At 58.1% G+C, this 13,230-nt stretch carries 16 protein-coding genes; 8 read left to right on the forward strand and 8 right to left on the reverse strand.

Going from position 1 to position 13,230, the window contains the following annotated elements; genetic code table 11:
- Positions 1-143 precede the first annotated feature (143 nt).
- Together ACR0IK_RS07805 and ACR0IK_RS07810 are read left to right on the forward strand one after the other, a co-directional pair.
- The gene (locus ACR0IK_RS07805) at positions 144-1,019 is read left to right on the forward strand and encodes an HAD family hydrolase (protein WP_480641047.1); all 876 of its coding nucleotides are present in this window, start codon (positions 144-146) and stop codon (positions 1,017-1,019) included.
- 100 nt (positions 1,020-1,119) lie between these two features.
- Positions 1,120-1,563, forward strand: a complete 444-nt coding sequence (locus ACR0IK_RS07810) for a MaoC family dehydratase (RefSeq protein WP_170325944.1) — start codon at positions 1,120-1,122, stop codon at positions 1,561-1,563.
- Between the two features lie 81 nt (positions 1,564-1,644).
- Here the strand turns inward: ACR0IK_RS07810 and ACR0IK_RS07815 are convergent, their stop codons facing one another.
- Both ACR0IK_RS07815 and ACR0IK_RS07820 read right to left on the reverse strand, forming a co-directional pair.
- Entirely contained in the window at positions 1,645-2,634 is a 990-nt protein-coding gene (locus tag ACR0IK_RS07815; RefSeq protein WP_480590274.1) for a methylenetetrahydrofolate reductase, read from the reverse strand.
- Positions 2,631-3,212 (reverse strand): methylenetetrahydrofolate reductase C-terminal domain-containing protein, encoded by a 582-nt coding sequence (locus ACR0IK_RS07820; protein ID WP_480641048.1) that lies wholly within the window; start codon positions 3,210-3,212, stop codon positions 2,631-2,633. Before ACR0IK_RS07820 ends, ACR0IK_RS07815 begins: the two co-directional genes overlap by 4 nt.
- A 262-nt stretch (positions 3,213-3,474) precedes the next feature.
- On the opposite strand from ACR0IK_RS07820, the gene ACR0IK_RS07825 reads away from it, so the two are divergent.
- Genes ACR0IK_RS07825 through ACR0IK_RS07835 form a run of 3 tightly spaced genes read left to right on the forward strand, consistent with a single transcriptional unit; the run spans position 3,475 to position 5,911 of the window.
- The gene (locus ACR0IK_RS07825; protein WP_480641049.1) at positions 3,475-4,407 is read left to right on the forward strand and encodes a bifunctional riboflavin kinase/FAD synthetase; all 933 of its coding nucleotides are present in this window, start codon (positions 3,475-3,477) and stop codon (positions 4,405-4,407) included.
- Positions 4,404-4,877, forward strand: coding sequence for a YcgN family cysteine cluster protein (locus ACR0IK_RS07830; protein WP_480641050.1), 474 nt, complete (start codon positions 4,404-4,406; stop codon positions 4,875-4,877). The genes ACR0IK_RS07825 and ACR0IK_RS07830 overlap by 4 nt, the downstream gene beginning before the upstream one ends.
- On the forward strand, positions 4,877-5,911 hold the full coding sequence (locus tag ACR0IK_RS07835; protein ID WP_480641052.1) for a threonine aldolase family protein: 1,035 nt from the start codon (positions 4,877-4,879) through the stop codon (positions 5,909-5,911). The genes ACR0IK_RS07830 and ACR0IK_RS07835 overlap by 1 nt, the downstream gene beginning before the upstream one ends.
- On the opposite strand, the gene ACR0IK_RS07840 is transcribed toward ACR0IK_RS07835, so the two are convergent.
- Positions 5,908-6,717 (reverse strand): alpha/beta fold hydrolase, encoded by an 810-nt coding sequence (locus ACR0IK_RS07840; RefSeq protein ID WP_480641053.1) that lies wholly within the window; start codon positions 6,715-6,717, stop codon positions 5,908-5,910. The genes ACR0IK_RS07835 and ACR0IK_RS07840 overlap by 4 nt on opposite strands.
- Positions 6,714-7,316, reverse strand: a complete 603-nt coding sequence (locus ACR0IK_RS07845) for a DsbA family protein (RefSeq protein WP_480590285.1) — start codon at positions 7,314-7,316, stop codon at positions 6,714-6,716. The genes ACR0IK_RS07840 and ACR0IK_RS07845 overlap by 4 nt, the downstream gene beginning before the upstream one ends.
- Before the next feature lie 108 nt (positions 7,317-7,424).
- Here ACR0IK_RS07845 and ACR0IK_RS07850 point away from each other — a divergent pair, with 108 nt between their 5' ends.
- The 3 genes from ACR0IK_RS07850 to ACR0IK_RS07860 all read left to right on the forward strand — a co-directional run bounded on the left by ACR0IK_RS07850 (position 7,425) and on the right by ACR0IK_RS07860 (position 9,948).
- The gene (locus ACR0IK_RS07850; RefSeq protein ID WP_480590287.1) at positions 7,425-8,447 is read left to right on the forward strand and encodes a ribose-phosphate pyrophosphokinase; all 1,023 of its coding nucleotides are present in this window, start codon (positions 7,425-7,427) and stop codon (positions 8,445-8,447) included.
- A 66-nt stretch (positions 8,448-8,513) separates the two neighbouring features.
- Complete coding sequence (gene rpiB, locus ACR0IK_RS07855) at positions 8,514-8,963, forward strand: ribose 5-phosphate isomerase B (protein ID WP_480590289.1); 450 nt, start codon at positions 8,514-8,516, stop codon at positions 8,961-8,963.
- A 301-nt stretch (positions 8,964-9,264) separates the two neighbouring features.
- Entirely contained in the window at positions 9,265-9,948 is a 684-nt protein-coding gene (locus ACR0IK_RS07860; RefSeq protein ID WP_480641054.1) for a hypothetical protein, read from the forward strand.
- 61 nt (positions 9,949-10,009) lie between these two features.
- Here ACR0IK_RS07860 and ACR0IK_RS07865 read toward each other — a convergent pair whose 3' ends face one another.
- The 4 genes from ACR0IK_RS07865 to ACR0IK_RS07880 all read right to left on the reverse strand — a co-directional run bounded on the left by ACR0IK_RS07865 (position 10,010) and on the right by ACR0IK_RS07880 (position 13,221).
- The gene (locus ACR0IK_RS07865) at positions 10,010-10,360 is read right to left on the reverse strand and encodes an H-type lectin domain-containing protein (RefSeq protein ID WP_480590293.1); all 351 of its coding nucleotides are present in this window, start codon (positions 10,358-10,360) and stop codon (positions 10,010-10,012) included.
- 119 nt (positions 10,361-10,479) lie between these two features.
- A complete protein-coding gene (locus ACR0IK_RS07870) occupies positions 10,480-10,890 on the reverse strand; it encodes a F0F1 ATP synthase subunit epsilon (protein WP_480590295.1) in 411 nt (136 codons plus the stop codon).
- A 12-nt stretch (positions 10,891-10,902) separates the two neighbouring features.
- Positions 10,903-12,327, reverse strand: a complete 1,425-nt coding sequence (atpD, locus tag ACR0IK_RS07875) for a F0F1 ATP synthase subunit beta (protein WP_480590297.1) — start codon at positions 12,325-12,327, stop codon at positions 10,903-10,905.
- Positions 12,328-12,345: 18 nt separating this feature from the next.
- Positions 12,346-13,221 (reverse strand): F0F1 ATP synthase subunit gamma, encoded by an 876-nt coding sequence (locus ACR0IK_RS07880; RefSeq protein WP_480641055.1) that lies wholly within the window; start codon positions 13,219-13,221, stop codon positions 12,346-12,348.
- Positions 13,222-13,230 lie beyond the last annotated feature (9 nt).

Here is a 13,230-nt window from a genome sequence, read left to right on the forward strand (position 1 = left end):
ACTAAATGAATGACGAGCAGTAATGTACCATGAATCCGGCTTTCTGACGATTTGCATAAAGAGGTCGCGTACCCTGCGGGATGGTCATTCGCTGTTGGCTTTGGCATAGCTAGCGCAAACCTGCATTCTCATCCGAGGCCAATATGACCCAGATCATCCACGCCCTGTCCGACGTCTCCGATCGCTATGAAGCTTTGTTCGTTGACCTTTGGGGCTGCGTTCACAACGGCATCACCGCTTTCCCCGAGGCCGTGGCCGCCTTGCAGGCATACCGCTCAAAGGGTGGGATCGTGGTGCTGGTCACGAACTCTCCGAAACCGCGCGCGGGCGTGGCCGTGCAACTTGAGCAATTCAACGTGCCCGCTGATGCCTATGACACCATCGCCACCAGTGGCGACTCGGCGCGCTCGGCGATGTTTCGGGGTGCGGTGGGCGAAAAGGTCTATTTCATGGGGGAATGGCAACGTGATGCGGGGTTCTTTGAACCGTTGAAATTGCTACACCACCCCATTCACATCGAGCGTGTCCCGCTGGACGAAGCTGAAGGCATCGTTTGCTGTGGCCCCTTCGATCCGATGGCGGACCCGTCAGTGAACCGTCCGGATTTCCTCTATGCCAAGCAAAAGGGCATGAAGCTGCTCTGTGCCAACCCCGATATCGTGGTCGATCGGGGCGAGGTGCGCGAATGGTGCGCCGGAGCGCTGGCGAGGCTTTATACCGAGATGGGGGGTGAAAGCCTCTATTTCGGAAAGCCGCATCCGCCAATCTACGATCTGGCCCGACGCCGGTTGCAGGAACTGGGTCACGATATCCCCGACGGCGACATTTTGGTGATCGGAGACGGCCCCCACACAGACATTCTGGGTGGCATGGGTGAAGGGATTGATTCTCTGTTCATTTCGGGCGGCTTGGCCGCGGCTGAAACAAAAACGTCGCACCATCCACACGAAGAATCCCTAACTGATTATATCGCAAGGGAAAACATCAATCCCACCTTCACAATCGGTCGTTTGAGATAGTCAGAAAAGACTTGATTTTCTGCGACTGCGAAGTAATAAAGTTGCCGAACTGGGGTGACTTTAGTTGTTTTGTTGCCCTGAAGAATCAAGTGAGGGCGACATGTTGGACAATCTTCCGCGCGGCACGATCTGTATCGAAGACATCGAAATGGGCATGACCCGTCACTTGCGCAAAGTAGTGACGGACGAAGACATCGAGATGTTCGCGCAGGTTTCCACTGACCGGAATCCGGTGCATCTGGATGACGATTACGCCCGCGACACGATCTTTGAGGGCCGCATCGCGCACGGGATGCTGACCGCTGGTCTGATCTCGGCCGTGATTGGGGAACAGCTGCCCGGACATGGCACAGTGTACATGGGCCAGTCGCTGAAATTCCTGGCCCCTGTCCGCCCCGGCGACATGGTCTACGCCGAGGTCAAAGTGATCGACATCGACTTTTCCAAGCGTCGTGTCAAACTGGATTGCCACTGCTCGGTCGACGGCAAGAAAGTTCTGATCGGCGAAGCCATGGTGCTGGCCCCGTCACGTAAGTTCGACTGATTGCGGCACCATAACATGTAAAAGGCGCCCAACAGGCGCCTTTTTTGTCATTAGGTTCATGCGTCGAAGCGCGCAAAGTCGTCAGGATTGGCGGGCTCGCTTGCGCCCCTTCAATGCACCGGATTCCAGAATGATCTCTGACACCACGTGTTCGCGCCTGTAGGCCATCACATGGACCCCTGAAACCCCGGCAATATCCCGGATTTGCTGGATTAGTTCGATGCAGATCTTTTTCCCCTCATCACCAGGCTTCTCAGCCTTTTCCATCCGCTCGATGACCTGATCCGGGATATGGATGCCGGGCACATTGCTGCGCATCCAGCGTGCCGCGCGCGCCGATGCGATGGGTCCGACGCCGGCAATTATGAAAACTTTCTTGTCCAGCCCTGCATCCCGAACCCGCGCCATGAACCTCTCAAATAGCGGAATATCGTAGATGTAGTTGGTCTGAATGTACTCAGCCCCGGCGTCTACCTTCTTTGCCAAACGATCCGGACGCCAGTCAAAGGGAGGTATGCAAGGATTTTCCGCCGCTCCCAGAAATAGTTGAGGGGGGCGTGTGATTTTGCGGCCAGAGAGAAACTTTCCCTGATCGCGCATGGTGCGGATTGTGCGCAATAAGGTCAGAGAGTCAAAATCGAAGACCGGTTTTGCACCCGGCTGATCTCCGACGCCGACACCGTCACCGGTCAGACAAAGCACGTTGCTTACCCCCAATGCAGCGGCTCCTAAAACATCGCCCTGAATGGCGATCCGGTTCCGGTCCCTGCAGGAAATCTGATAGACCGGAGAGTACCCCGCACGCGTCAGCAATGCGCAGATTCCAATTGAAGACATGTGGCAATTGGCACCCGAAGCATCGGTTGCATTGATCGCGTCAGCTACTTCGCCAAGCGGCTGAGCGGCCTGAAAAACATCCTCGGGATCGGCACTATCGGGCGGATTCAACTCTGCCGTCACTGCAAAACGGCCCGAGCGCAAAACCTTTTCCAGCCGGCTGTGCGACACATACCCATTGGGGACCGGAACATATCCGATTGGCTCGACCTCATTGCGATGTGCATCGATCATTTCCTAAGCTCCCGGTTCACCGCATTGGGTGGTTCGGCGGCCAACGGTGCCGCAGAGGGCTCATTTTCGCGCGCTTCCGGGAACGCCTGCGCCAGGGTCACCCGCGCGGCGTCACGGGCTTCGCGTTCCTGAGTCGCGATTTCCCGGCTAACTCGCAACCAGGATGACGATCCCCGCAACGTATGCTCCACCGGTGGAAGGACTTCTTTTATCTTGTCTCCTCCGTGACGCATACGACTCGACCCATCCCAAGCCAACGCCCAGACGCATTTCATTTCGGGTTTTACCTCACAGAACTCGCCGGGGCGCACCCCCCCACAAGGACCATTGCGCAGCTGTTTTGGGCAATTCATCGGGCAGGACATGCCAGTGGATGACAACACGCATTGCCCGCACATCTTGCAGTCAAACAAAAGGGTTTTCACACCCTTCTCGACCAATGCAATTGGGCGTTCGACGCGGTTATAGCCGATTTTTGAAAATAGCGGGTCCATCGCGACCATGCCGCGTTCGACACATTTGTAAATCCACTCGAACGTGCGGGCATGGCGAATCGCGAAAAGTCGCAACCGATACATGGTTCTGCCTCCTGTGCTGGGCTCATCCAGAACCTGGCCGGGCCTCGATCCCGTTCACAGAAAATTCTGTGGACCGGGCATTCAGTCTACACTCAGGATTTTTTTTAAATCAAGAAGTTGTAGGTACGCAGCCCGGTATACTTAGGGAAACCTCTTGCGTCTTGCCGCCTATAGCTCAGTTCCGGGCTATTTCTCGGGGTAGCGCCTTCCAAATCCAAACTGCGGCTTGAACAAATGGACTCGCAACGCTACGCACTCGCCTATGCGCATCATCCGTGATTTTCAGTTTATCGAGCCTCAGGACCGCGGTGCCAGTGTGGCGATCGGGAATTTTGACGGCGTGCATGTCGGGCATCAGTCGGTGATCGAATTGGCGCGCAATGCCGCCCCGGACGCCCCTTTGGGAGTGCTGACGTTCGAACCCCACCCGCGCGAGTATTTTGCACCCGACGCGCCCCCTTTTCGCCTGATGCGCGGCAACGCCCGCGCGCACAGGCTGGAAAAGCTGGGGGTGCGGAAACTGTACGAATTGCCCTTCAATGCCGCCTTGGCCGGGCTGACTCCGGAAGAATTCGCGCGCAACGTGATCTGCGACGGGCTGGGCCTGTCGCATGTGGTCGTGGGGGCCGATTTCTGTTTCGGCAAAGGCCGCAGCGGTACGGCGGATGACATGGCCCGCTTTGGGCAGGAAATGGAGTTCGGTGTCACCATTGCCCCGCTGATGGAGCGATCCGAAAACGTGGTATCGTCCACGGCGATCCGCACCGCCCTGTCCGAAGGCCGCCCCTGGAATGCCGCCGCCATGCTGGGCCATTGGCACCGGATCGAGGGCGAGGTGATCGGTGGCGAACAGCGGGGCCGCGAACTGGGTTTTCCCACCGCGAACATGTCCATCGAGGGGCTACACCCGCCGAAATTCGGCGTCTACGCAGTGCTGGTCGATGTGTTGGGCGGCCCCCATCAGGGCAGCTATCATGGCGCGGCCTCGGTTGGCACACGTCCGATGTTTCAGGGCGAAGTCCCCAATATCGAAACATTCCTGTTCGATTTCTCGGGTGACCTCTACGGGGCTACCCTGTCAGTCGGGCTGGTTGAATACTTGCGGCCAGAGATGAAATTCGACGGGCTGAACGGCCTCATCACTCAAATGGGTGCTGATTGCGATAAGGCCCGCAGCATTCTGACGGCGCTATGACCACCGATCCCATTGATCGCAATGGTCTGAGCCCGCGCTTCTGGGAACGTAAACCGCTGTCCAAGATGAACCAGCGCGAATGGGAAGCGCTGTGCGACGGCTGCGGCAAGTGCTGCCTGAACAAGTTGGAGGACGAGGATACCGGCGAGGTCGCGCTGACCTGCGTCGCCTGCCGCCTGCTGGATGACGAGAGCTGCCGATGCACCCAATACGACATCCGCCACCAGTTCGTGCCGGAATGTATCGTGATGAAGCCTGACAATATCGACGACCACGCCTATTGGCTGCCGCAGACCTGCGCCTACCGGCTGCTGTGGGAGGAGAAACCTCTTTACGACTGGCACCCGTTGATATCTGGTACGCCGGACAGCGTGCACGCCGCCGGAATGTCGGTCCGGGGTCGCACGGTATCCGAGTTCGAAACACCGCTTGAAGAGTGGGAAGATTATATCATCGAGGAGCCCAGCTGATGTATTTCGCCTCTGACAATTCCGGGCCGGTTCACCCGCAGGTTATGGCCGCATTGAATGCAGCCAATGAGGGTTATCAGATGGCCTATGGTGCCGACACGCTGATGAACGCGGTGCGGGATCGCATTCGCGGCATCTTTGAAGCGCCCGGTGCAGCGGTGTATCTGGTAGCCACCGGCACGGCGGCGAATTCGCTGGCGCTGGCGACTTTGGCAAACCCTTGGGATACCGTCTTCTGCTCGCCAGTGGCGCATATCCACGAAGACGAGTGCAACGCACCGGAATTCTACAGCGGAGCCAAGCTGACCCTGGTACCGGGCGGTGACAAGATGAATCCCGAGGCGCTGCGCGGCGCGATTCTGGCCGAGGAAACACGCGGCGTGCACGGCCCGCAACGCGGGCCTGTTTCGATCACGCAGGTGACAGAGCGTGGCTCGGTCTATTCACTGGCCGAATTGCAGGCGTTGTGTGCCGTGGCCAATGAGTACGGCCTGCCGGTGCATCTGGACGGTGCGCGGTTCACCAATGCGCTAGTGGCGCTGAATTGCTCTCCGGCCGAGATGACGTGGAAAGCAGGCGTGGACGCGGTCAGTTTTGGCGGCACAAAGAACGGGCTGATGGGGGTCGAGGCGGTTGTCTTTTTCGACGAATCCAAAGCCTGGGAATTCGAGTTGCGCCGCAAACGCGGGGCACATCTGTTTTCCAAACACCGCTATCTGTCGGCGCAGATGGCGGCCTATCTGCAGGATGATCTGTGGCTGAAACTGGCACGTCAGGCCAATGCCAATTGCACCCGACTGGCCGAGGGCTTGCGGATCAAAGGGGCCTCGTTCCTGCACGAGCCGCAGGCGAACATGATCTTCGCGCAGTTCTCGCGGGGGCGGCACAAACAGCTGCACGAAGCAGGTGCCGTCTATCACCTGTGGGGAGCGGAACTGGACGGGGCCGATGACGAGGAAACCCTCGCCTGCCGCTTGGTCTGCGACTGGTCGATCAGCGCCGAGGATATCGACCGGTTTCTTTCCCTGCTTTAACGGTCGCGGGCATCCTGCCAGAACTTCTGCACCAATCCCGCCGTATCTTGCGGATGTGTAATCGGCAGCATATGCCCTGCGCCCTCGACCATGGCGTAGGATGCGTTGGGCAGCCGCTGCTGCAGCCCCTTGCCGATCGCAGGCATCACCGGGTGCGTCCTTGACCCGCTGAGAATCTGCACCGGCATGGTCGCGCAGTCCAGAACGCCGGAGTTCAAAAACCCGCTCCGATCCTGAAACAATACGTCTTCCACCGCAGGAACAACGTGCACGCCCCGCACCATCGCCGCGCGCGTGCGCTCGGGCAGGTCTGGCCAGCGGGGGCTGTCATCGGTGCTCCACATCCGGTTGAACAGGCGCGCGGCCAGCGCCATGTCTCCGGCGGCCAGAGCATCCGTATAGGGCTGCGCTTCGTGGTCATGTTTCGCCACCAACTCGGGCGCATCCTGTTTCGCGACAGCAAAGAACACGGGCTCGATCAACACAGCGCTGCGGACCAGGTCGGGATGCTCGACCGCAAGACGCAGCGCGATCATACCGCCGAAGGAATGGCCGATCACGTCCATCGGTTCGGTCAGTTGAGCAGCAGCCAATTCAGTGGCGAGGTCGAAAAAATCCCCCTGCCCGTCCCAATCCGGGCTGCGGCCGTGTGACAGCATGTCGGGGGCAACCAGGGTCGCTTCACCGGCAAGCGCCGCAGCCAGACCGGACCACGCGCCGGAATGCGCAATGGTGCAGTGCAGGGCCAGCACCTTTCGTGCGCCCTGACCCAAGGTTCTGACGTGGACCGGCAACTGGTCCTTCACACCTTCATCTCGGCCAGGTGCCGATCCAGATCGTCCAGCCTATCCTGACCCCAGAACCTCTGATCATCCTTAGTGATATAGAACGGAGCACCAAAGACGCCACGATCCACGGCCTCTTCCAGATTGGCGGCATAAGTTTCCGCACCCACCAGCAGGCCACTATCAGCAAGGCTCGGATCAAACCCGGCCTGAGACAGGCAATCGCGGATTACGTCATCTTGTGAAATGTCCTTCTCCTCGGCCCAGCAGGCGCGCAGGAAGGATTGGACCAGCTTGCCCATATCCCCTGATCCATCCTTCACCGCCGCAATTACCGCATAAGACGATGGCGCCATATTGGTCGGCCAATGCGCGGGCTGCAGATTGAAATCCATGCCCAGAGCTTTCGATTGCCGCAGCAGCTCCTGCTTGCGGTATTCGATGCGCGAGATATGCCGGTCCTTCGGCGGTGTCCCACCCGTGCGTCCGAACAGCGCCATGATGTCCAGCGGTTTGTAGTTGATCGTTGCCCCATGCTTGGCCGCGACCTCCTCTAGTCGCCCGCCTGCCAAATATGTGAATGGCGAAATTGTCGCAAAAAAGTAGTCAATCTGGGCCATGTGCACTTTCTCCGCTGGGTTATCTTTGCTGGACGGTAAGGCCATGCTAAGCGGTGTCAACATCACGAATCTGTCACATTTGCCATTGCTGCCCGGGGACCTCAGCCGATGCCGACACTCAACGAACCCAAGCTTATCGCTGGGAACGCTAATCTTCCGCTTGCCGAATCCATTGCTCGCCGCATGAGCCTGTATCGCGGTGTCGATCAGGGTCTGGTCGATGCGAGAGTCGAGCGGTTTAACGACGGCGAGATTTTCGTCGAAGTGTTCGAAAACGTGCGCGGCGAGGATATGTTTATTGTCCAGCCGACCTCGAACCCGGCCAATGACAATCTGATGGAGCTGCTGATCATCGCCGATGCGCTGCGCCGGTCTTCGGCCCAGCGGATCACCGCCGTGATCCCCTATTTCGGTTATGCCCGTCAGGACCGCCGCACCAAGGCCCGCACGCCGATCAGTGCCAAGCTGGTTGCAAACATGCTGACCGGTGCCGGGATCGAGCGGATCCTGACCATGGACCTGCACGCCGCCCAGATTCAGGGGTTCTTCGACATGCCGGTCGACAACCTCTATGCCTCTCCGATTTTTGCGCTGGACGTGAAACATCAGTTCAAGAACAACCTGGATGAATTGATGGTCGTCTCGCCTGACGTGGGCGGCGTGGCGCGCGCACGCGAGCTTGCCAAGCGGATCAACGCCCCCCTGTCCATCGTAGACAAGCGCCGCGAAAAGGCTGGTGAAGTGGCCGAGATGACCGTGATCGGTGACGTGAAAGACAAGATCTGCCTGATCGTGGACGACATGTGCGACACAGCTGGTACGCTTTGCAAAGCGGCGCAGGTGCTGTTGGACAACGGCGCAAAGGAGGTGCACTCCTACATAACTCACGGCGTCATGAGTGGCCCCGCGGTCGAGCGTGTGACGAACTCAGTGATGAAATCACTGGTGCTGACCGACACGATCCAACCTACCAAAGAAGTCACCAAGGCCAAGAACATCCGTATTGTCCCGACCGCGCCGATCTTTACCCAGGCGATCCTGAACATTTGGAACGGAACCAGCGTGTCATCGCTGTTCGAGGACAAGACCCTGACACCGATCTACGAATCCATGTACCATAATATCGCCTGACAGAAACGGGCGGCCTAACAGCCGCCCTATTGCATTCCCGACAACCAATCAGGGCAGGACGTTTCCGTGACAGCCTCAAAACGCATCGTTCTTTCAAGCGACCACGCAGCCATCGACCTGCGCCAGGCCGTCGCCACCCATATCTCGGCGAAAGGCTGGGACGTGGTGGATATCGGGCCAACCACTCCCGAAAGCACGCATTACCCCAAACACGGCAAAGCCGCAGCGCAGGCTGTGGCCTCGGGTGATTGCGAGCTGGGGATTGTTCTGTGCGGCACCGGACAGGGCATTATGATGGCAGCCAACAAAGTACCAGGCATCCGTTGCGGCGTCTGCTCGGACGCGTTTTCTGCCCGAATGATCCGTCAGCACAACAATGCAAACATGCTGTCGATCGGAGCGCGTGTGGTGGGGGAAGGTCAGGCTCTGGACATCGTCGACGCCTTTCTGACTGCCGAGTTCGAAGGCGGTCGTCATGCGACGCGTGTAGATATGATTGAGGGAAATGAGGCCTAGAGCAGCATTTCAGGCCACTTCAGACCACCGCAAACCTGGCGGCGCCCGCTTGCAGAGCTCTAGTTGGACCATGTCTGGCACACGTCAATGCATGTTGGCGACGCAACCTTGTGAGCGATCTGTGCCTTAGCGCTACGAATGTTGACAATATAAGCAAAGTTCAGACGTCTCACGCCCATTTTACAGCGGCTCCTTTCTTGGCCTCGGCGCATCAACTACGCTGACGTCTGACCAATTTTCACCACATTGCCTTGGTAAAAATCCTGCAAAAACAAACTTATAGAGTTTCAGACCTCGCTCCATGTCAAACACAAGCTTTCAAGACCGCATTCAACGCATCAACGCCAACAACCTGCAAGCAACCTCTGACCTTTCGCAAAAAGAAACAAAAGCTCCGTCACTCAGACCAAATCACTGGAAGGTCCTTGTCGGCATACTGTTTTTGAGTGTCGGCCAACAAGCAATAAAACAGGCAAACGAAAGTTACGAGGTTATAAAGCAAAGCTATGGGATCGGTGCCGCAGCCGGGCTAGGTGTTGTGGGGGTAATCGCGTTAGTGGCTGGCTGTATCCTAATGTACCGCGGCATTACTGCTGGCAACAAACAGCGGAACAAGGCGATCTCGGACGCCTCCATAACGGGCGGGCGTCGAAAGCGTATTGCGTCAAACAGGGCTCGGGCCATATGTTCCATAGTGGGCTTCACCTTTGGCGTCATTGCCACATTTTACCTTATTACAGGCAAAATCGCCCACTCAATGGATACCGAGAGTGCCCGCGAGTACTCCCTTGGGGCCGGCGTGATTATGATTGGTCTCCCTCTGCTGTCCTTGCTGATAGGATTAATCGGACTTTTCGTGCGTGGTTATGCCTTGAGCCGTGTTCCGGTCTATTGCGTCCTTGGAGCCGTCATAACGATTTCCACCATAATGCTGAGTGGTACTAATCCTTACGAATGGAACTGGTTGTTTTCCAGACTACACTGATCATCCCCAAAAGTGCGCAGCATATTTTTCTAACTACTTCCAGACTCAGGCGTTCAATCATTCACGAGATATCCCAGTCATCCTCATGTGCGATCTCTCCGATTGCAGTCCAGTTCACCCGGATTCGCGCAATCCGAGTGTCAGACCATGTTCGAAAGATGGCAGTAAACCCTTCAGATGTAATATCCGAAGCCGTCACCTCAGCTCGCAACGCGGAGGACGTATCAACATCCCAAAGCGAGACACCGATCTGAACCACTGGCGCAGAGCGGAATGGTTGGCTGAAAGTAACGGCAGAACGCCGTTCGCGCGGGCCTTCTCCGGTCCACATATCGCCGCCGTCAGCGAAATCAGAAAACAGCACTGCCTCGCCTTGGTCGATACCAATTGGGTGGGTTCGAAAAGTCTTCATTTTTGATGTCTTTGTCTTTGTATTCCCTACACCTATCCTGCGACTCCGGGAAAATCACGACAAAAAAAAACGGCCCCGCACAGGCGGAGCCGTTTTAAATCACAAGAAAAGCCAGAGCCTTACAGGCTCATATGCGTTCCAAGGGCTTCCATGTCGGCCAACAGCTTGGCGGCGTCGTCGACGATGCTCTGATCGTCTCCGTTCTTGGCCACTTCGTGCGAAGCGCGGGCCTCGGCGATCAGGTCATCCAGTTGCGACCGGGTCACCTCGGTCACCGGAATGGCCTTTTCGGCCAGAACCGACAGGCTATCTCCGTTGATCTGAGCAAACCCGCCGGTGACCAGATACTCGCTGGAGCCTTCGGGTGAGTCGACCTTCAGGATGCCCGGGCGCAGGGTAGTGATGGTGGGGGCATGATCGGGCATCGCCGTCATGTCCCCGTCCGCGCCGGGAATCTGGACCGCCGTCGCCGCAAGCGAAGCTAGGCTCCGCTCGGGGCTGACGAGGTCGAATTGCATCGTGTTTGCCATCAGGGATACTCCTTAGGCGGCTTCTGCGGCCATCTTTTCCGCTTTGGCGATCACTTCTTCGATACCGCCAACCATCAGGAAGGCCGCTTCGGGCAGGTGATCGTATTCGCCAGCCACAACGGCCTTGAACGACGAGATGGTGACATCCAGCGGAACCTGAACGCCCGGCGAGCCGGTGAAGACCTCGGCCACGTCGAACGGCTGTGACAGGAAGCGTTCGATCTTACGGGCACGGGCCACGGTCAGTTTGTCCTCTTCCGACAGTTCGTCCATGCCGAGGATGGCAATGATGTCCTGCAGCGACTTGTAACGCTGGAGGATCTGCTGAACGTCGGTCGCAACCTTATAGTGCTCTTCACCAACGATGGCCGGGTCGAGCAGACGCGAGGTCGAGTCGAGCGGGTCAACGGCCGGGTAGATACCTTTTTCCGAGATCGCACGGTTAAGAACGGTGGTCGCGTCCAAGTGGGCGAACGAGGTTGCCGGCGCGGGGTCGGTAAGGTCGTCCGCAGGCACGTAGATCGCTTGAACCGAGGTGATCGAGCCCGACTTGGTCGAAGTGATGCGTTCCTGCAGGGCGCCCATGTCGGTGGCCAGCGTGGGCTGGTAGCCCACCGCCGAAGGAATACGACCCAGCAGAGCCGAAACCTCGGAGCCCGCCTGCGTGAAGCGGAAGATATTGTCGACGAAGAACAGAACGTCGGTACCGGACTGGTCGCGGAACTGCTCGGCCAGGGTCAGACCGGTCAGAGCAACTCGTGCACGCGCTCCCGGAGGTTCGTTCATCTGACCGTAAACCAGGGCCACCTGCGATTCCGACAGGTTGTCCGGCTTGATAACGTTCGATTCGATCATCTCGTGGTACAGGTCGTTCCCTTCACGGGTCCGTTCGCCAACACCCGCGAACACCGAAAAGCCCGAGTGCACTTTTGCAATGTTATTGATCAGTTCCATGATCAGAACGGTTTTACCAACGCCGGCGCCGCCGAACAGGCCGATCTTACCGCCTTTGGCGTAAGGGGCCAGCAGGTCAACAACCTTAATGCCGGTCACCAGAACTTCCGACTCGGTCGACTGTTCATCAAAGCTCGGTGCAGGCTGGTGGATTGCGCGGGCTTCGGTCGCTTCGACCGGGCCTTTTTCGTCGATCGGCTCACCAACCACGTTCAGGATGCGGCCCAGGGTGGCGTTGCCAACCGGAACCGAGATCGGTGCGCCGGTGTCCGACACTTCTTCGCCACGGACCAGACCTTCGGTCGCGTCCATCGCGATGGTGCGGACGGTGTTTTCACCCAGGTGCTGAGCAACTTCCAACACCAGGCGCTTGCCGTTGTTGGTAGTTTCCAGCGCGTTCAGAATTTCAGGCAGCTGATCTTCGAAGTGCACGTCGACGACGGCCCCGATGATCTGTGTGACTTTGCCTTTTGCATTCGCCATGTTTCGTCTCCGGTTTTCTTACAGCGCTTCGGCGCCGGAAATAATTTCAATCAGCTCGTTGGTGATCACGGCCTGACGCGAGCGGTTGAACTGGATCGTCAGCTTGTCGATCATCTCACCCGCGTTGCGTGTCGCGTTGTCCATCGCGGACATCCGCGCACCCTGTTCAGACGCTCCGTTTTCGAGCAGAGCCGAGAAGATCGCGGTCGCAACCCCCTTGGGCAACAGGTCGGCCAGAATGGCCTCTTCGCTGGGCTCGTAGTCGAACACGGCACCACTGTCATCACCCTCGGTGTCCTCGAACGAGGCGGGGATGACCTGCTGTGCCGTCGGGATCTGGGTCACAACGTTGACGAACTTCGAATAGAAGATCGTGGCAACATCGAACTCACCCCCGTCAAAGCGGGACAGAACGTCCTTCGCGATGTCCTGCGCGTTGGTGTAACCCAGACGCTTGACCTCGCTCAGGTCGACGTGTCCAACGAACAGATCGCCAAGATCACGCTTCAGCGCGTCGCGACCCTTTTTGCCGACGGTCAGAACCTTGACCGTCTTGCCTTTCAGGCGCAGCTCTTCCGCTTTGACACGGGCCAGCTTGGCGATGCTCGAGTTGAAGCCGCCACACAGGCCGCGCTCAGCTGTCATGACAACCAGCAGGTGGACATCATCACTGCCCGTACCCCGGAGCAGCTTGGGGGCGCTGTCGCTGCCCCCGACCGACGCCGCCAACCCCGCCATTACAGCATTGAACTGCTTGGCATAGGGACGCGAGGCTTCGGCAGATTCCTGGGCGCGGCGCAGTTTTGCAGCCGCGACCATCTGCATGGCCTTGGTGATCTTGCGGGTCGATTTGACCGACTCGATCCTGTTTTTAAGGTCCTTAAGATTTGGCATATGCCCGCC

It is taken from the genome of Ruegeria sp. BF7, from assembly GCF_056538605.1.

Excerpts from the sequence above, each read along its gene's own strand:
- ACR0IK_RS07870 (WP_480590295.1), bottom strand. The coding sequence starts at position 10,890 with ATGGCAAACACGATGCAATTCGACCTCGTCAGCCCCGAGCGGAGCCTA.
- ACR0IK_RS07850 (WP_480590287.1), top strand. The coding sequence starts at position 7,425 with ATGCCGACACTCAACGAACCCAAGCTTATCGCTGGGAACGCTAATCTT.
- ACR0IK_RS07825 (WP_480641049.1), top strand. The coding sequence starts at position 3,475 with ATGCGCATCATCCGTGATTTTCAGTTTATCGAGCCTCAGGACCGCGGT.
- ACR0IK_RS07865 (WP_480590293.1), bottom strand. The coding sequence starts at position 10,360 with ATGAAGACTTTTCGAACCCACCCAATTGGTATCGACCAAGGCGAGGCA.
- ACR0IK_RS07820 (WP_480641048.1), bottom strand. The coding sequence starts at position 3,212 with ATGTATCGGTTGCGACTTTTCGCGATTCGCCATGCCCGCACGTTCGAG.
- atpD (WP_480590297.1), bottom strand. The coding sequence starts at position 12,327 with ATGGCGAATGCAAAAGGCAAAGTCACACAGATCATCGGGGCCGTCGTC.
- ACR0IK_RS07845 (WP_480590285.1), bottom strand. The coding sequence starts at position 7,316 with ATGGCCCAGATTGACTACTTTTTTGCGACAATTTCGCCATTCACATAT.
- ACR0IK_RS07830 (WP_480641050.1), top strand. The coding sequence starts at position 4,404 with ATGACCACCGATCCCATTGATCGCAATGGTCTGAGCCCGCGCTTCTGG.
- ACR0IK_RS07880 (WP_480641055.1), bottom strand. The coding sequence starts at position 13,221 with ATGCCAAATCTTAAGGACCTTAAAAACAGGATCGAGTCGGTCAAATCG.
- ACR0IK_RS07860 (WP_480641054.1), top strand. The coding sequence starts at position 9,265 with ATGTCAAACACAAGCTTTCAAGACCGCATTCAACGCATCAACGCCAAC.
- ACR0IK_RS07805 (WP_480641047.1), top strand. The coding sequence starts at position 144 with ATGACCCAGATCATCCACGCCCTGTCCGACGTCTCCGATCGCTATGAA.
- ACR0IK_RS07835 (WP_480641052.1), top strand. The coding sequence starts at position 4,877 with ATGTATTTCGCCTCTGACAATTCCGGGCCGGTTCACCCGCAGGTTATG.
- ACR0IK_RS07815 (WP_480590274.1), bottom strand. The coding sequence starts at position 2,634 with ATGATCGATGCACATCGCAATGAGGTCGAGCCAATCGGATATGTTCCG.
- ACR0IK_RS07810 (WP_170325944.1), top strand. The coding sequence starts at position 1,120 with ATGTTGGACAATCTTCCGCGCGGCACGATCTGTATCGAAGACATCGAA.